At 69.2% G+C, this 18,010-nt stretch carries 13 protein-coding genes; 9 read left to right on the forward strand and 4 right to left on the reverse strand.

What is annotated here, in order from left to right; all coding sequences use genetic code 11:
- The first annotated feature begins 49 nt into the window (after positions 1-49).
- The 3 genes from DMB66_RS08220 (at position 50) to DMB66_RS08230 (ending at position 4,873) form a co-directional block, all read left to right on the forward strand.
- The gene (locus DMB66_RS08220; RefSeq protein WP_125803427.1) at positions 50-3,130 is read left to right on the forward strand and encodes a S8 family serine peptidase; all 3,081 of its coding nucleotides are present in this window, start codon (positions 50-52) and stop codon (positions 3,128-3,130) included.
- A 135-nt stretch (positions 3,131-3,265) separates the two neighbouring features.
- The gene (locus DMB66_RS08225; RefSeq protein ID WP_125803428.1) at positions 3,266-4,501 is read left to right on the forward strand and encodes a cytochrome P450; all 1,236 of its coding nucleotides are present in this window, start codon (positions 3,266-3,268) and stop codon (positions 4,499-4,501) included.
- Positions 4,502-4,585: 84 nt separating this feature from the next.
- On the forward strand, positions 4,586-4,873 hold the full coding sequence (locus tag DMB66_RS08230; RefSeq protein WP_125803429.1) for a hypothetical protein: 288 nt from the start codon (positions 4,586-4,588) through the stop codon (positions 4,871-4,873).
- 287 nt (positions 4,874-5,160) lie between these two features.
- Here the strand turns inward: DMB66_RS08230 and DMB66_RS08235 are convergent, their stop codons facing one another.
- Together DMB66_RS08235 and DMB66_RS08240 are read right to left on the reverse strand one after the other, a co-directional pair.
- Complete coding sequence (locus DMB66_RS08235; RefSeq protein WP_158647172.1) at positions 5,161-6,399, reverse strand: alpha/beta fold hydrolase; 1,239 nt, start codon at positions 6,397-6,399, stop codon at positions 5,161-5,163.
- A gap of 70 nt (positions 6,400-6,469) precedes the next feature.
- On the reverse strand, positions 6,470-7,012 hold the full coding sequence (locus tag DMB66_RS08240; RefSeq protein WP_233624386.1) for a hypothetical protein: 543 nt from the start codon (positions 7,010-7,012) through the stop codon (positions 6,470-6,472).
- A 247-nt stretch (positions 7,013-7,259) separates the two neighbouring features.
- Between DMB66_RS08240 and DMB66_RS08245 the strand changes: the two genes are divergently transcribed.
- Positions 7,260-9,194: a substrate-binding domain-containing protein gene (locus tag DMB66_RS08245; RefSeq protein WP_158647173.1), complete on the forward strand. Its 1,935-nt coding sequence runs from the start codon at positions 7,260-7,262 to the stop codon at positions 9,192-9,194.
- On the opposite strand, the gene DMB66_RS08250 is transcribed toward DMB66_RS08245, so the two are convergent.
- Positions 9,191-9,694: a hypothetical protein gene (locus DMB66_RS08250; RefSeq protein ID WP_125803432.1), complete on the reverse strand. Its 504-nt coding sequence runs from the start codon at positions 9,692-9,694 to the stop codon at positions 9,191-9,193. The genes DMB66_RS08245 and DMB66_RS08250 overlap by 4 nt on opposite strands.
- 214 nt (positions 9,695-9,908) lie before the next feature.
- Here DMB66_RS08250 and DMB66_RS08255 point away from each other — a divergent pair, with 214 nt between their 5' ends.
- Positions 9,909-10,949, forward strand: coding sequence for an IS630 family transposase (locus tag DMB66_RS08255; protein ID WP_125803433.1), 1,041 nt, complete (start codon positions 9,909-9,911; stop codon positions 10,947-10,949).
- Positions 10,950-11,198: 249 nt separating this feature from the next.
- On the opposite strand, the gene DMB66_RS08260 is transcribed toward DMB66_RS08255, so the two are convergent.
- On the reverse strand, positions 11,199-12,545 hold the full coding sequence (locus DMB66_RS08260) for a cellulase family glycosylhydrolase (RefSeq protein WP_125803434.1): 1,347 nt from the start codon (positions 12,543-12,545) through the stop codon (positions 11,199-11,201).
- A gap of 370 nt (positions 12,546-12,915) precedes the next feature.
- On the opposite strand from DMB66_RS08260, the gene DMB66_RS08265 reads away from it, so the two are divergent.
- The 4 genes from DMB66_RS08265 to DMB66_RS08280 all read left to right on the forward strand — a co-directional run bounded on the left by DMB66_RS08265 (position 12,916) and on the right by DMB66_RS08280 (position 17,977).
- Positions 12,916-13,941, forward strand: a complete 1,026-nt coding sequence (locus tag DMB66_RS08265; protein ID WP_125803435.1) for a LacI family DNA-binding transcriptional regulator — start codon at positions 12,916-12,918, stop codon at positions 13,939-13,941.
- Positions 13,942-14,382: 441 nt separating this feature from the next.
- Positions 14,383-16,050, forward strand: a complete 1,668-nt coding sequence (locus DMB66_RS08270; RefSeq protein WP_125803482.1) for an extracellular solute-binding protein — start codon at positions 14,383-14,385, stop codon at positions 16,048-16,050.
- Positions 15,981-17,066, forward strand: a complete 1,086-nt coding sequence (locus DMB66_RS08275; protein ID WP_233624387.1) for a sugar ABC transporter permease — start codon at positions 15,981-15,983, stop codon at positions 17,064-17,066. Before DMB66_RS08270 ends, DMB66_RS08275 begins: the two co-directional genes overlap by 70 nt.
- A complete protein-coding gene (locus tag DMB66_RS08280; protein WP_125803436.1) occupies positions 17,063-17,977 on the forward strand; it encodes a carbohydrate ABC transporter permease in 915 nt (304 codons plus the stop codon). The genes DMB66_RS08275 and DMB66_RS08280 overlap by 4 nt, the downstream gene beginning before the upstream one ends.
- The last annotated feature ends 33 nt before the right edge of the window (positions 17,978-18,010 follow it).

The raw sequence follows: 18,010 nt of genomic DNA on the forward strand, positions 1-18,010 counted from the left end.
CCGGGCGCCCCCCGCCACCGGGCAGAGTGCGCCGGTCGCGGCCCGTCCGATGACCGTCACCCTGCTGTCCGGTGACAAGGTGGCAGTCGTCGGCGGCGAGGCCGGCGCGGTCGTGCCGGCGCCGGGCCGGGCCGGCGTTCGGTTCGTGCGCCGCACGTCGGGCGCCGACACCTACGTGATCCCGTCCGATGCCGCCGGCGCCGTCGCCGCCGGGACTCTGGACCGGCAACTGTTCAACGTGACGCGGCTCGCCGAGAGCGGCGAGCACGGCGAGGTGCCGATCATCGTGCGATACGCCGACAGCGCCGGGGGCGAACGCGCCCGGCAGGAGCTGAAGGCGGCGGGCGCCGCCGAGCAGCGGCCGATCCGCGCATTGTCCGCCCGCGCGGTCACCGTTGAGAACGCGGCGACGGCCGCCGTCTGGGACAAGCTGGTGCGTGCGGACGGCATCCGCAGGGTGTGGCTCGACGCCGAGGTCCAGCCGCTGCTGGACAAGAGTGTGCCGCAGATCGGCGCTCCCGCCGCGTGGCAGGCGGGGCTCACCGGCAAGGGAGTAAAGGTGGCGATCCTCGACAGTGGCCTCGATCCGGACCATCCGGATCTCCGTGGACGCGTCGTCGCGGCGAAGAGCTTCATCGATGACGACCCCGGCACCGCCGACCTCGACGGACACGGCACTCACGTCGCGTCGACCGTGGCCGGCAGCGGTGCCGCGTCGGAGGGCAGATACCGCGGCGTCGCCGCCGACGCCGATCTGCTCATCGGCCGGGTGTGCCAGGACGGATGTTCCACCTCATCGGTCCTCGACGGCATGCAGTGGGCAGTCGACAACGGTGCCCGCATCGTCAACCTGAGTCTGGGTGGGCCCGACGAGCCGGGCATCGATCCGCTCGAGGAGGCCGTCAACACGCTCACCGCGAGATCCGGGACGCTGTTCGTCGTCGCCGCCGGCAACGACGGAGGCGACCGTACGGTCAGCTCGCCGGCCAGTGCGCAGTCGGCCCTCGCCGTCGCGGCGGTCGACGGCGACGACGCTCTCGCCGGCTTCTCCAGCCGGGGACCGGGAGCCGACGGCGCCGTGAAACCCGACCTGGCGGCCCCCGGCGCCGGCATCGTCGCGGCCCGGGCTCGGGACACCCTCGCCCTGGAGGCCGTGGACGACAACTACGCGAAGCTGTCCGGCACCTCGATGGCCACACCGCACGTGACGGGCTCCGCGGCACTGCTCGCGCAGGCGCATCCCGGCTGGCGGGCCGAGCAGCTCAAGGGCGCCCTCGTCGGCGGCGCCACGCCGATCAGGGCCGATGCGTACGCGGTCGGCAGCGGCCGGGTCGATGTCGCGAGCGCGATGTCCGCCACGGCGTACGCGTCCCCGACCAGCCTGAGCTTCGGGCTGGCCCGGTGGCCGCATCCGGCCGGCCAGCGGCAGACCCGCACCGTCACCCTGCACAACACCGCCGGCACGGCACGGACCTTCGATCTGACGGTGTCGTCGCCGGACGTGGGCGTCTTCACCCTGTCGTCGGCGCGGGTCGCCGTCGCGGCGCACGGCAGCGCCGAGGTGGGCGTCACCGCGCATACCGGCCTCGACGGCCGCGATGGCCGCTTCCCCGGCGTCCTCACGGCCACCAGCGGCGGCACCCGGGTGCGGATCGCGATGGGCGTGGAACGGGAGGTGCCGAGCCACGACGTCACCGTCACCGCCAAGGACCGCACCGGGTCGCCCGTCGACGCGTACGTGATCCTCTACCCGATGCCGGCCACCGGCGACGGAATGGAGATCGCCCTCACCGACGGCACCGGCGAGGCGCGGGTGCCCGCCGGGCGCTGGACGGCGGTCGCCGCCACCGTGGAGCCGGTCGGCGGCCAGTCCATCGAGGTATTCCCCGACCTCGAACTGTCGAACGACACAACCCTGGCCTTCGACTCCCGCAAGGCGAAGAAGATCGATGTCACGGTCCCGGAGAAGAGTGCCCGGCTCGGGCGCTCGTACGCCGGCATCGTGCTCGGCAGCGACGACTACGGGGTGACCTTCGCCATCGACGGGCCGTCCGGCCCGACGATGAAACGCACCGCGGGCCTGTACGCCGTGCCGACCCGGACGCGGAAGACCCGCGACCTCGTGTTCTTCTCCGAGAGCCAATGGGTCAGACCGAACGGCACGGAGGCCACCGACAGCCCGTACACCTACCACGTCGTGCTGCCGACGGCCGGCGGCATTCCCTCGACGCTGCGCCACGCGGTGCGTCGTTCCGAGCTCGCGACGGTGACCTCCACCTATCAGGGCAGCGGCACCGTGCAGTCCATCGCGATGCCGTACTTCGGCCACCGCGTGGGCGGGGGCTTCTGGACCCCGGTCGTCAACACGGTCCCCGGCAGCCGCACCTCGTACTTCACCACCGGCGGCGGCACCGTCGCGTGGCGCCAGTCGATGATCTTCGGCGACACCGAGCAGTCGGCCCCGGCGCGGGTGCTGCGGGCCGGCCGGACCTACCCGATGCGGTGGAACGGGCCCGTGTTCGGCCCCAGCCTGCCGGGACTTTCGTCGGGGCAGCGGCCGTTGGTCGCGCGCCAGGGCGACGTGATCGCCGCCCGCGTGCCGCTGTTCTCCGACGGCGGGGCCCCGGAGCACTACGGGTACGCGCTCCAGGCGACCGGGACTGCCCAGCTGTTCCGTAACGGCGAACTCATCGCCGAGGACCCGGATCCGCAGCGGCTGGTCGCCGAGGTGCCCGCGGACGATGCGGCGTACCGCCTGGCCATCACGGCGAGCGCGGCGGAACGAACCGTCACCGCCGAATGGACGTTCCGGTCGGCGCGTGCGGCGGGCACCACGGTGCTGCCGCTGAGCACCGTACGGTTCGCGCCGCGACCCGGGAGCATCGGCGTCACCGTCCAGTCGCAGGACTCCGGCGAGGGCGGCAGCACGCGGAAACTCGCCGTGCAGACCTCCACGGACGATGGCCGGACTTGGCAGCCGGCCACTGTGCGCCGGCTGCCCGGCGGCCGATGGACGGCGGTCGTGACCACGCCGCCGGCCGCCGGAACCTGGGTGGCGCTGCGCTCGACGCTGACCCGCGCCGACGGCGGAACTGCCACCCAGACGCTGTCGCGCGCGTATCGCGGCTGACGCAGGCCTGGTCAGGGGGTGTCTGGCGGATCGCGGTCGGCCGGATCAGCACCGCCGGCGCCGTCACCCCGCACGTGGCGTCGCCAGACACCCCTAGACTTTCCGGTGACCGCAGTCGATGTCCCGGGGGCAGCCATGACCGAGGCTGGCACATTCGTGTTCGATCGCTTCTCCGAGTCCCATGTGGAGAATCCATACCCGCTCTACCGGCGGGCGCGTGCGGAGGCACCGGTCTACTACGCCGATGCCTTCGGCGTCTGGGTGGTCACCCGGCGCGCCGACGTGCGGACCGTGCTCACCGACGTCGAGCGGTTCTCGTCGGCGTTCGGCATCCGCACGCCGCTGGTCGCGGCCGACGGCGTGCGGGAGATCCTCGCGGAGGGCTACCCGGAGGTGCCGGCCCTGTTGAACGAGGATCCGCCGGCGCACACCCGCACCCGCGCCCTCGTCGCCACGGCGTTCTCGCCGCGCCGAACCCGCGAGCTGGCACCGCACGTCCAGCGGCTCACCGACGCGCTGATCGACGGCTTCGCCGCCGACGGCGAGGCCGACCTGGTGGGGCGGTTCGCGTTGCCGCTGCCGCTGCGGGTCATCTGCGAGCTGATCGGCATCCCGGCCGCCGACGCCGGTCAGGTGCGGGCGTGGACCGAGGAGCTCAAGACGCTCACGTCGTTCGACGCGACACCGGAGCGCCAGCGCGAGGCCGCGCACCAGTCCGTCGCGTTCGAGCGGTATCTGGCCGCTCTGGTGGAGGCCCGCCGCGCCGACCCGCGTGACGACCTGCTCACCGGCCTCGTGACCGCCGAGCCGCCGGAGGACGCCGGCGGCCGGTTCTCCACCACCGAGCTGGTCAGCCTCCTCATCACCTTGATCTTCGGCGGCCACGAGACCACCGCCAACCTCATCGGCACCGCGTTGTTGCTGCTCCTGGGCCACCCCGGCTTGGCCGCGGCGATCGCCGCCGATCCGGCACGGGCCGACTCGCTCGTCGAGGAGACCCTGCGAGTGGATCCTCCCGTGCAGGGCTCGTTCCGTACGGTGGTGGCCGACACCGAGCTGTCCGGGGTGCGCGTCCCGGCCGGTGCGCAGGTGTTCGCGGTGATCGGCTCCGCCAACCGCGACCCGGCCGCCGCCGCCGATCCCGACACCTTCGATCCGGACCGCGCCCGCCCCGACCGGCACCTGGCGTTCGGGCGTGGCATCCATTTCTGCGTCGGCGCGGCGCTGGCCCGCCTGGAGGCACGCACGGCGATCACAACCCTGGTACGGCGGCTACCCGACGTCCGGCTCGCCGACGGGTTCCGCGCGCCGTACCTGGCCAACCTGCTGCACCGCGGCCCGACCCGTCTCGAGGCGGTCTGGTCCCGGTAGCTCGCCGCCCACGGCGGTGTCGTTCGCGGTGTGGCACGGCTTCCGTCGCCCAAACGAGCGCAGTCCGAGATATCCTCGCTGCATATGGCTACCTTTCGCAGTGCCTCAACGCTTCTTTCCGCCGACGGCACCAGGACTCCTGGCACCGCCGCGCTCTTCTCCGAGCCTGCGCGCAAGGGCGGAGTCCCCCCGTGGGCGGGCGACTTCCGGCCCGCGAACGGCTCCGGCAACGGCCCCAAGAACGCGGTCGGAAAGACCTTCACGTTGGAGCTGCCCGACGGCAGCACCGGCAAGGTCGTGGTGCAGAGCCTCAAGAGCGGAAAGGGCGGCGTCACCCTGGCGCTGATGGGCGAGGACGCTCCCCCCTTCTGATCGGGAGAAGCGGTTGAGACCCGGCGGCTCGCTGCCGGAAACCGGGTCCTCGCGACGACGGCGGCCACCGAATCGGTGGCCGCCCTCAAGTGCTGACAATCTCGGGCCCCTGACAAGCCCGGGCCCCTGACAAGCCCGGGCCCCTGACAAGCTCAGGCCCCCGACAAGCTCAGGCCCCCGACAAGCCCGGGCCCCCGACAAGCTCAGGCCCCTGACAAGCTCAGGCCCCCGACAAGCTCAGGCCCCTGACAAGCTCAGGCCCCCGACAAGCTCGGGTCCCTGACAGGTCAGCGGTGCGACCCGAGCCAGCTCCGAACCTCGGTGATGACCTTCTGGTCGGGCTCGCCGAACTCCGGGGAGAACCTCGGCGTGATGTTCATGGTGTGCGCCATACCCGGGTAGATGACAATCTTGTGGTCCTTGTTGCCGGCCGCGGCGACGGCGGCGTCGGCGACCAGGGCGGCGCGGGCCGGGGTCTGCAGGTCGTTCTCGCCGTTGAGCATCAGCGTGGGGCCGGAGAACCTGGGCAGTGCCTGCGCGACCGTCGGGAAGCGGGCGATGTCGTTGATGTAGTCGATCACCGGCTGCTCCAGGCCCGGGATGTTCGGGTAGGCGTCGATGCCGGTCATCTCGCGCAGCACCGGGCCGGCCTCGGCGTCGATGGCCACCTGACCGTCGCGGTTGGTGTCGGTGCTGGCCAGCACCTTGTCGCCGGCGAGTAGGACGGCGCGGAACTGGTCGGCCGCCTCCTTCGGCTGGGCGGTCAGGCCGTTGACCGCCTCGGTGGCCGTCAGCCGGCCGTCGCCGTCCACGTCGAACTCGTCGTGCATCTGCAGCAGCAGCCGGCCATAGATCTGCAGGGTGATCAGGCTCTTGATGTGCAGGCCGACGACACCCATCTCAATCACACCGGCCGGCTTCGGGATGCCGTGCTTCTTCGGATCGGCGGCGAGGTTGGCGGCCACGTTGGTGCCCTCGCTGTGCCCGAGCAGGAAGATCCTCGACGGGTCGACCCTCGGCGACTTCGCGGCGAACCGGATCGCCGCGGCGGCGTCCTGCTGGATCCGGTCGTACGGCTTCTTCGGCGCCAGCTGGGCGGGGTCGGTGCTCAACACCGGACCGATGTCGGTCACGCCGCGCTTGTTGAAGCGCAGCGTCGCGAAGCCCTCGCGGCCGGCGGCCTGGGCGAGCGGGACGAAGGTCGCGCCCTTGCCGTCGGGCAGGGTCTGGTTCATGTCGTTGTGCCCGCTGCCGTGCAGCATCACGACCACCGGCAGCCGGCCCTTGGCCCTGCTCGGGTAGGTGAGCTCGCCCTTGGTGACCCAGCCGTTGCCGAAGTCGATCTGGACCGCCTCGCGGGTGATGCCCTGCCAGCCGGACTGCTTCGCCGTCGCGGCGGCCGGTGTCGGTCCGCCGGTCACCGCGCTCCGCGTCACTGCCGCGTTGGCGACACCCGCGCCCGAGACGAGCACCGCGGCGGTGCCGAGAGCGACCGTCAAGTTTCGGAACTTCTTCGTCGTCGTCATGGGAAGAACGCTATTTTCCGCGGTCGTCGACATCGATCCCGGCAACTACCCACAGTCGGTATAGCCTGCACTACCGCCTGATCCGTCCCCAGGGCTTCACCACGCTCAGCACCGTGGCGACCGTCAGGGCCGTCAACGACACGGCCGGCGGGAAGAACAGCGAGGACACCTCGGGCGGCGCCTCGGTGCCGGCGGCCAGGTCGCGACCGTATCCCGCGACGGCGGCCATGCCGGGCTCGAGGGCCACGATGATCAGCGTGCAGAGCACCAGATTGAGGACAAGCTTCACCGCGACCCACCAATTCCGCAGCAGCCCCCATTTCGTGCCCAGCCCCAGCACGACCCCGGTGACCAGGCAGAACAGCCCGGACGTCAGCATCGGCCACACCGCGAAGGCCGCCAACGCCCGGTAGGCCAGGCCGCGGACGTCGGCATCCGGCCCGAAACGGCCCGTCCAGACCAGGACCGCGACCATGACATCGATCCCGATCCAGGCGCCGCCGGCGATGATGTGCAGGATCAGGAAGGCCCGGCGCCACCGCCGGCTGAGGGCGAAGGCACCGGTCACCTGCCTGCCGGAGCCTCCTACGGATATCGCGGTCGCTGTTTCCACCGGCGCTCTCCTCTCACGGCGACATGACACGGGCGCGACGAATCTCCTAAGACGATGCCGGATCGCCGATCCCACGGTGTACGCCGAAAGGCGACTCTTGTCGTACGCCGCGGACCGTAGCGACGTACGCGCGAGGCGCCGCTGTGCGGGCACGGACGACCTGTCCGGGTGTGGCCGCCGTTCCCTTCCTACGCTGGCCCGCACGGGTCGTTTGAGCGCAGGAGACGCCTTGCCAAGGTCTGAGAACGTGAGCCCCCGCCTGGCCGGTCTGGCGAGCGTGCTGGCGATCGTCCTGATCTCCAGTGCCGCGGTGGTGCTGGACGGTGCCCTGGAGGATTGCCTGCCGGTGGCGCTGCAGTTGTCCTCGTCGACCGAGAAGGCGTCCGGAAATCCGGACGCTCCGAAGGCGATGGACCTGATCGTGATCGATTACAACGGCGCCCGCCGGGAATTCGACCTGGGCGGCCGGAAGGGCTGCGCGACCTTGAGCTTGTCGTCGGTGACCTCGGGCACCGCCGAACGGGGTCTCTCCTCCTCGGACTGGACCGCGGTCACCGGCGAGCAGTCCAAGCCGCACGTGTGGCTGCCGACGTCGTCCGCGTGGGTGTCCCTGTGGCAGCACGAGAAGCCGGGCACCGCGCCGGTCGCGGACGATTTCGAGTCGCTCGCGCAGAGCCCGCTCGTGCTGGCCATGCCCAGGAGCAAGGCGGGGCGCTTCAAGGAGGGCCTCGCCGACGCCGATCTGTCCTTCAACTGGTCCGTCCTCGGGCAGCTCCTGCAGGACGGCAAACCGTCGCAGTGGGGTCAGCCGGGCCTGTTGAGCCACGGTTCACCGCAGTGGAAGGCCTTCTCGTTGCGCAAGGACGACCCGGTCGAATCCACGTCCGGGCTGTTCGCGCTGATCGCCGTGGCGAAGGCTGCCACCGGAATGCGGGTGACAGCCGCGGAACTTCCCGAATACCTGCGGCGCATCGAGCGGTTGGTGCCCAACGACATCAACCCGGACGGCACGCAGATGATGCGGGATCTGCGCTACGAGGCCAGGTGCGGGAGCCCGGACTGGGGCGACAGGACCAGCGCCGTGATCGTCCAGGAATCCCTGATGTACCAGTACGACGCCGACAGCCTCGGCGGCAGCCCGAAAAGCTCCACCCCCTGCCCCGCCGGCGGCAGCGGCGGCGGCGAACCCGACGACCTGGTGCCGATCTACTCGACCACCAACTGGGTGATGGACCACCCGTTCGTTCCGCTTCCGGGTCTCACCGCCGAACAGCGGGCGGCCGCCGACGACTTCCTGGCGTTCCTCCGCTCGCGGACCGCTCAGCAGCGGCTGGCCGACTCGGGGCTGCGCGACAAGGACGGAAAGAGGTTCCCGGAGTCCGGACTGACCGAATTGAACGACCGGATGGGTGACGAAAGGGTGGTGCTGCCGGAGTCGGTCACCGCGCCGCCGGGCCTGGCCGTCCAGGGGCCGGAGATCGCGGCGATCCGGGACCGGTGGCTGGCGAGCCGGAAGCCCGTGCACCTGATGGTCCTGATCGACGAGTCCGGGACGATGGCCCGCGACGGCTCGGTCGCCGGGAAGAACAGGATCGACGAGGTACGCAGCGCCCTGCACCGGGCGCAGGCCTGGCTGGGCAGGAACGACGAGTTCGCGATCGTGGGGTTCGCCGCGAAATCCAGGAGGAACGGCGGCACGATAGGACCGGACAAGCGGGATCTGTGCAAGAACGTCTGCGTCGATCCGGTCCGGTGGGAAGGCTTCGAGGAAGACCGCTTCAAGTCGGCCGTCGACAACCTGCGGGTCCGGAAGGCAGCCAACGACACCCCGCTGTTTCAGGCGATCATGGGTGCGCAGCAGCAGGTGGCCCAGCGCAAGGCGGCAGCCGGAAGAGCCGGGGCCGACGACATCTACGCCGTCGTGGTCATGACCGACGGTGTGGACGACTATTGGGGCCAGTCCGCAGACGAGGTGCTGAACAACCCCCGCGAGGACATCAGGTCGATTCCCGTCTACCCGGTCTGCTTCGGCATCACCGACCGCGAGGCCGAGCCACTCGACCGGATCCTGAAGGCGACCACCGGCCTGGACAGCCTGTCGGTCGACGTCGCGGGCACGAAGGGTTCGCTCTCCGGCGCCTTCGTCAGCGCCTTCTCCAACGCGGTCCGGTCGTCCTACTAGTGGGTGTGGGCGTCCAGGGTCCGGGCGATCAGCCGGTCGAGCGGGATCTCGATGGTGAACAGGTAGCCCCAGCCCACGTCGTCCGCGAGGACGAGCGCCGAACCGTCCGGTGCCGCTGCGAGGCGGGTGGGGACACCCGGCCACGACAGGAACTTCACGCCCCGGCCATGCCCCTCAAGCTCGCAGCTCGGCTGGTACGGCGCGGGCTCCCTACCGGTCTCGAGCAGCGAGACCACCCGCAAACGGCCGGAGGAATCCAGGGCGAGCGTCACGGACATGTCGTCGGCACGGGCGAGCCAAGCCTGCTCGCGGACCCGCCGAAAGCGCAGCGGCCGATCACTCACGTCGCCGGCCGAGCCGCCGGACCGCCGACCGAGCCAGCCGCCGCGCCGCAGCTTGCCCACGGGCACCGGCGGGACACCACGCTCCTCGAGCGTCGCTGCCAGATCCCGCAGATCCGCTTCGGCCCGGCGAAACCAGTCGGGCTGCTGTCGTCGCACGCGGCCGACTCTAGCCAGCGCGCCGCGGTCAGTCGGGCTGCTTTCGTCGCACGCGGCCGACTCTAAGCACGTAGGCAGAATTCCGGTACGTAACTGGTGACGGGCGGTACGCGGACACGCTCAGCAAGAGGGACATAACAACGTAAAGACCCCGCCGCGGGTTCGGATCAGGTTTCCACACAAGAGCCTGAACCCCGACGAGGTCACCGTCAGTATGCGCCCCGCGCACGTCTACGCCAGCATGTCCGCGCAGCAACACACCGAACTGATTACCGCCCTGCACGGGCCTTGGCGTAACGCCACCCGGATCATGATGGTGGTGCTATCAGCGGCCGGCTGGTCCGCGAGCGAGATCGCCGATCTGCTGCACTACGACCCGAAAACCGTTCGCGCCTGGATCGCCCGCCACCACGCCGAGGGCCTCGCCGGGCTACCCGACCGGCCCCGATCAGGACGGCCCCGCAAGGGCAGCCCCCGCCTCGGGCAACGCATCCACACCCTGCTGCAGACACCCCGATCCTGGACCACCACCCGCATCTGGAAAGCCCTGGGCCGGCCCCAGCTGAGCATGTCCACGATGCGCCGCCGCATCCGCGAACAAGCCCGCTGGGCGCGGCCCCGCCTGATCGCCAAAAGCGACCCCAACCGCGACACCATCTGCGCCGGCATCCGCGACCGCATCGCCGCCCTGCCAGCCGGCAGCGTGGTCCTGGCCGAGGACGAAACCCATATCGACCTCCTCGCCCGGGTCCGTTCCTGCTGGATGCCCACCGGTCTGCGCCACCGGATCCTGACCCCCGGCACCAACGTGCGACGCACCGTGCACGGCGCGGTCAACCTGCTCACCGGCACCGTGCATCACCACGTCAGCGTCAAGAACGTCTCCGTGGTGTTCTGCTACTTCCTGCAGCAACTCCTCGACGCCTACCCGCAAGCCCCGGCCATCGCCGTGATCTGCGACAACGGCAGCACCCACCACTCCAAAATCACCCAACGCTGGCTCGCCGCGCATCCCCGCATCCAGATCATCGAAGGCGCGAAATACAGCCCTCAGGACAACCCGGTCGAACGGATCTGGGCCACGATGAAACAACACATCGCGAACACCGCAACCGCCACGATCAGCGACCGGATCCAACAAGCCCACACATTCTTCCAGCACCGCACCGAAACCCAGAACCTGGCCACCGCAGCACCCTGGACCTCGCCCTGGCTACCCCAGGGTTACGGGAAGGAGTTCTGGCCAGGGGCTTAGGCGATGTGCCGGACCCGCCGGCGAACCTCCTGTTTCTCGATGTGGAGCTGTCGGAATCCGTCATCGTCGCGGTGGATAGGCCCGGACAGCCCGGAACCTGATGATGGACCTCACCGACCCCGGAATCAGGATCGTGCTCAGCGGGGCACGGATGCCCCGCATGAGCTCGATCATGGACGCTGGACCCGAGCCGACCGCGCCACAATCGGCAACGGCCCTGTCGCGACCGGCCCGTGTCTCGTCTTTCGTTCAGCTGGCGGTGCAGGACACCGGTGGAGCGTTGTTGGTGCCGTTCCAGGCTCCGAGGAATCCGAAGGTCGTGCTGGCGCCCGCAGCGAGGCTGCTGTTGTAGCTCACACCGCGGGTGGTCACGTTCGACCCGTTGCTGGTCAGTGTCGTGTTCCAGGCTTGGCTGACGGTCTGGCCGTTGGCGAAGGTCCAGGTCACCGTCCAACCGCTGATCGCCGAGTTGCCCGCGGTGACTCGCACTTCGCCCTGGAAGCCGCCCTGCCATTGACCGACGACTTTGTACGTCGCCGTGCAGCCTCGCGCGCCGCCCGGTGGCGTGGTCGTGGGCGGCACCGACGGGGTCGACGAGCTGGGCGGCGTGGTGCTGGTTCCGCCGCTGTAGATCGTCGCCTCCCTGGCCGTGGCCTTGAGGCCGCCGGCGCCACTGACGATTCGCTGCCCCCACGTGGTGAGCTGGCTGGGGTCGAAGTTGAGCGTCATGTCCAGGATCGGATCGGAGTTGCCGCTCCAGGACCAGGCGAGGTAGCCGAGGCCGCGAGACTGCGCTTCGGACAGGATCGTTTCATGATCCACTTCGCTGGCGTTGAATCGCCAGCCGAACTCACCGATGACCAAGGGCCATCCGTTGGCCTGGAAGCGGTTGAGGTAGTCGACGATGCTGGCAGCGGTGTTGAAGACGGCGTACATGTGGATTGACAGCACGGTGTTGTGCCGGCTGTCGGCGTCCAGGATCGTCTGCGCGTTGTCCCGCATGACGTATTGCCAGTCCTGCCCCCAGTTCGGTGCGTCGACCATGAGCAGGTGCTCGAAGCCGTTGCTGCGCATCTTCTGGATCGCCGCGGCGGTCGCGCTGGTCCACTGGGCGGCGTTGGTGTTGCCGATCGGCTCGTTGCCGATGTTGATGACGACGTAGTTCTCCTGGCCGGACAGCGCATTCTTCTGGCTGATCCAGTAGTCGGCTGCCTCGTCGAGCGAGGCGGCCGCGCTCTCCTCGCCGTACCCGGTGGTGTCGTGCACCTCCAGGACGCAGATCAACCGGTTCTGCTTGCACAGCGAGATCACACCGGCGACATCGTTGGACGGTCCCCACCGCTTGCCGCTGCCCAGCACGACTCGCACGGTGTTGGCACCCGCCGCCTTGATGTCGGCGAACGAGTTGGTCTGATTCGTGTACCAGACGTGGGGGTGGTTGACCCCCCGCATGACGAACGTCTGCCCGTTCGCCTCGACGATGTTTCGGCCACTGACATGCAGCCCGGCGGCAGCGGACGCCGGCTGCGCGAACACCAGAATCGAAGCGGTGACGGCGAGTATGGCGACACTGAGGGCGCTGAGAATTCTCTTCATGACCTACCTCAGAGAAAGAAGCCCCGACATGGGGGCACGAGGGCCCACGCCACAGACCGGAGCCCCCGCGATCGCTGCCCGACTTTCGCGGGATGGGCGCAGCCAGAAATTGCAACGTTTGTAATGCCGGCTCACGGGCACGATACGACATCGACCAGCCTGGATGCAATGCTCCGCACCTGGCCGGCGCCGCCAAGATTCCGTCGGAACCCGCGCACCACGGGCTCCGACATGCCGACACATTGACCCCGATGCCTCCCCTCCGGGGGACCGGTCACGTCCTCATTGCGTCGGCCGCCTCCGGTATGGTGGTGCCGGCAAATCCGGGAGGACGGCGTTGGCAGAGAACGGAGCTCAGCGCCGCGGAGGCATGCGGGAAGTCGCACAGGTGGCGGGGGTGTCCGTGTCCACCGTTGCCAATGTCCTGAGCCGGCCCTCGATCGTCGCGCCGGAGACTCGCCGCCGGGTGGAACGGGCGATCCTCGGCGTCGGCTACGTGCCCAGCGGCCCGGCCCGGCAACTCCGCGGGTTGCCCAGTCTGATCGTCGGCAGCATCGTCCTGGATCTGGCCAACCCCTTCTACGCCGAACTCAACCGGGGCGTCGAGGACCGGCTCGCCGAGGCCGGCTGCCTCATCCTGGCCTGCAGCACCGACCTGCAGCCCGCGAAGGAGAAGCAGATCCTCGGCCTGCTCGAGGAGCAAGCCGTGCGTGGCATCATCATCTCCCCGATCGATCCGGACCCGGCGTCCCTGCTGGAGATGAGCCGCCGCGGCACCCCGGTAGTCCTCATCGACCACCCACGCGGCGGCCTAGACCTGTGCGCCGTGGCCGTTGACCACCTGCTCGGCGGCCAACTCGCCGCCGAGCACCTGCTGTCGCTCGACCACCGCCGCATCGCGTACCTCGGAGGCGCTGTCGATCCGCGTCCCGTGGCTCTGCGCCGCGAGGGGGTTCAGCGGGCGCTGACCGCCGCCGGCCTTGACCCCGACGACGCCCTTCTCCACATCCGCATGCCGATCCACCCGCCCACGCTGGTCGAAGCGTCGGCCAGAGCCGTTGAGCGGATTCTGTCCGTCACACCGCGCCCGACCGCGGTCATGTGCCTCAACGACACGGCAGCCCTGGGTGTGCTGCACGGGCTGGATGCCGCCGGGGTGCGCGTTCCGGCCGAGATGTCCGTGGTCGGCTACGACGATCTGCCGTTCGCCCCCCGGCTTGCGCCGCCGCTGACCACCGTCAACCAACCCAAGTACGAACTCGGCCGCACCGCCGCGGATCTGCTGCTGGACGAGACGAGCCCGGGCCATACCCACCGAGAGGTCCGGTTCCAGCCTTCGCTGGTGGTCCGTTCCACGACCGCACCGCCTCCACACTCGCGCCGCCGTCCGCGGTGACCTCACGAGCTCGTCCGCATTGCCAGTAGCCTTCGTCGGTCATTCGTCGGACTGTCGCCCGCAGCGGTGAGCAGGGCGGCGTCGGTGCCGTGCGTGTCGGGTGTGGAATGTGGACCTCGGGACAACCTCGGGTGGTCTGGCGCTGCGGAAGCCGCGACCACGCCAACCTCGAAGTGGACGCCCCAGAGCTGGACGTGCCGCGCACCAACACCGTCCCGCAGGCGACCTGATCTCGCTACACCCCACGTAGACGCATTGACAGCCGTCCATCTTGACCACGGCCAACGGGTGTCCTACGGTGGGCCGAGACCCGATTACAAACGTTGCAATCGCCCGAGACCACGTCGAAGTGGATGTGGGCGGGGGCGTCCGAATCGGCTTGCTTCGAGCTGAACGCTCACGACGCGCACCGGGTGTCACCGTAAGGAGGCAGTGGTGGACATGCAGCGATCCGGCCGGGGCACCAGCCGGCGGAATCTCTTCACTCTGATGGGCGTTGCCGCCGGCGCGAGCCTGCTGCCGGGTTGCAGCGACGCGGTGGCCGACCGCAGTGGCGCGGCCTCGGACGCACAGAAGACCGCCGGCGTCGTGCCCAAATACACTGAGCTGCGGCTTCCTGGTTTGCCGCCGCCCGACATCAAGGGAAAGCCGCCGACCCCGGACGGCTACCTCAAGTATCCCGAGCTGGTCCAAGGCGTAGCCGAGAAGCCGGGGACCGGTGGCGCGGCGATCAAGGCGATGACCCCGGCCTGGGGCGCGTTGCCGAACGGCGTCGGCAAGAACGCCTATCTGGACGGTGTCAACGCCCAACTGGGTGTGGTCGTCGACTTCAGCACGCAGGACGGCCTGAAATACAACGACAAGCTCAACGCCGTACTGGGCGCTCGCGACGTGCCCGACATCCTGGCCATCCCGGGTTGGGAGGTCGCCCGCGTCCCGCGGATGACCGAGGCGGTCAAGGCCCTGTTCGAGGACCTCACCCCGTATCTGGCCGGCGACGCGGTGACCAGGTATCCGATGCTCGCGACGCTCCCGACAGGCGCGTGGAACGCGTCCGTGTGGGCCGGGCGGCTCTATGCGGTGCCGTTCCCGCAGCACGACGCGGGCTTCCCCTGGGCGCTGTACTACCGCAAGGACTTGTTCGACAAGGCCGGCGTCGCCCCGCCCAAGACGGCCGATGAGCTGTACCTGGTCGGCAAGAAGTTCACCGACCCCGGCAGGAATGTCTGGGCGTTCAACGATGTGTTCACCATGGTGCAGATGATCTTCAAAGTGCCGAATCAGCGAGCCCACTGGAGTCTGGACGGCTCGGGCAAGCCGGTCCACCGGATGGAGACGTCCGAGTTCCGCGCCGCCGTCGAGTTCACTCACAAACTCTACCGGGACGGGTTGGTCCACCCGGACACCATCGCCTCCAAGGACGCGGACCGGGACCAGCTGTTCGCCAGCGGCAAGATAGTTTTCATGCAGAACGGCCCGGGCTCATGGCAGCCGACGCAGGCCGCGCAGCAGAAGATCACCGCCGGCTTCACCATCCAACCGGTGCCGGCGTTCGCCGCCGACGGCGGAACGCCGCTCTACTGGGGCGGCACTGATCCGATCTCCTACGCGTTCGTGAGGAAGGGCCAGGGCAAGGCCCGCACCGAGGAGATCCTTCGGGTCATGAACTGGTCGTCGGCTGCCTTCGGCACCAAGGAGGCCTTCACCCGCGACTGGGGCTTCGAGGGCAAGCACTACAAGATGACCGCCGGCGGCCCGGAGAAGCTGGACCTCGGCTTCAAGGAGAACGCGTCCCAGTACACCTTCATCGGCGGCGGCAGGCCCACCATCGCGCCCACCCCGGACACACCCGACTACCCGCGGCAGGTGATCGAGTGGGGTATAGCCACGGCGCGGTACATAGCCGAGGACCCGTGGGCGGGGATGAAGTTCGAGTGGCCCGCCCGGTACGTCTCCGTCGAGACGCCGACCGAGGACAAGATCACTGACATTCTCCGCGGTCGCCGACCGTTGTCCGAACTCGACACGGTCCTCCGGGATTGGCGCAGCGGCGGCGGCGACGAGGGTCGCGCGCTGATGGCCAAGGCGCTGGAGAACAAGCCGAAGTGAGCGCCGCCGAGACCGACGTACGGGCTCGAGAGGCAGCGGAGCCTGCGCCTCGACGCACCCGCCCGGTGCGGGCCGGCGGCCGACGGAAGATGTCGCTTCGGACCCGGCTGCGCCGCGACTGGATGCTGCTGCTGATGATGGCACCCGCGGCGCTGTTGCTGCTGGTGTTCCATTACATCCCCACCCTGGGCAATGTCGTGGCCTTCCAGGACTATGACCCGTTCGCCGGCGACAATCCGCTGCAGGCCTTCCTGCACAGCCCTTTCATCGGCTTCGGCAACTTCAGAGCGCTGTTCGGCGATCCGCTGTTCTGGGATGCCTTGTGGAACACGCTGTCGATCACAGCCTTCCAGCTGGTCTTCTTCTTCCCGCTGCCGATCCTGCTCGCGATCCTGTTCAACAGCGTGCTGTCCGGCAGACTGCGGGCCTTCATCCAGACCGTCGTCTATCTGCCGCACTTCTTCAGCTGGGTGCTCGTCGTGACGATTTTCGTGCAGATGATCGGCGGCGCGGGCCTGCTCTCCCAGCAACTGCGCCAGGCCGGGTTCGGCGGCCTCGATGTCATGACGAATCCCGACACCTTCATCTTCCTGATCACCGCGGAGGCGGTGTGGAAGGACGCCGGCTGGGGGATGATCATCTTCCTGGCGGCTCTCAGCACGATCGATTCGACCCTGTACGAGCAGTCCGCCGTCGACGGCGCGGGCCGGTGGCGCCGGCTGTGGCATATCACCCTTCCCGGCCTGCGGCCGGTCATCGTGCTGCTGCTCATCCTGCGGCTGGGTGAGGCGCTCTCCGTTGGTTTCGAGCAGTTCCTGCTGCAACGCGACGCGGTCGGGTCGCAGGCCGCGGAGGTGCTCGACACGTTCATCTACTACCAGTCCATCGCCACCGGCAACTACGGATACGGAACCGCGGCCGGTCTGTTCAAGGCCGCACTCGGGCTCCTGCTGATCCTGGCGGCGAACAAGGTCGCGCATATGCTCGGCGAGCGAGGGGTGTACTCGACGTCATGACCACATCCCAGGCCGGTCACCGGCGGCGAGCGAAAGGCGCACCGGTGTGGGAGGAGCCACCGAGCCTCCCCGGGCAGGTCGGGAAGTCCACTGTGCTGACCGCGGTGGTGCTCGCGGTGCTCGTGCCACTGTGGACCGTGGTGGTCACCAGCCTCTCTTCCCGGGAAGCGATCAACGACGCGGGCGGGCTGGTGTTCATCCCGCGAGACATCGACATGTCGGCATACCAGGTCCTGTTCGCGGGCGGCCAGGTCGCCCGGGCGCTGTGGACGAGCACGCTCGTCACGGTCATCGGTACGGCCTTCAGCCTGGTGGTCACGGTCCTGGCGGCGTACGCGTTGTCCCGACCGGGTACGGTCGCGCACCGGGGCATGCTGTTCTACTTCCTGCTCACCTTCCTCATCTATCCCGGCCTGGTGCCGAGCTATCTCGTGGTGAGCGGGCTCGGCCTGAAGAACAGCATCTGGGCGCTGATCGCACCCAGCGCGGTCAGCGTGTTCAACCTCGTCGTGGTCCGGGCCTTCTTCCAGGGCATCCCGCAGGAACTGACCGACAGCGCTCGGCTGGACGGCGCCGGCGACTTCCGGATCCTGACCCGGATCATGCTGCCGCTGTCCAAGGCCGTTATCGCGGTGGTGGGACTCTTCTACGCGGTGGGCTACTGGAACATCTGGTTCGCCGCCGTGCTGTTCATCGACGACAACAACAAGTTTCCGATCCAGCGGGTGCTGCAGTCGTACATCCTGGCCGGCCAGACACCACAGTTCAGCGGCACACAGACGACGCTACCGCCGACCTTGTCGATCAAGATGGCGATCGTGGTGGTCACCATCACCCCCATCGTCCTGGTCTATCCGTTCATCCAGCGGCACTTCATCAAGGGCGTGATCACCGGAGCCGTCAAAGGCTGAGTTCGGTGCCTGTCGCTCGAGCCGGCCAGCGGA

Source organism: Actinoplanes sp. ATCC 53533 (assembly GCF_003947245.1).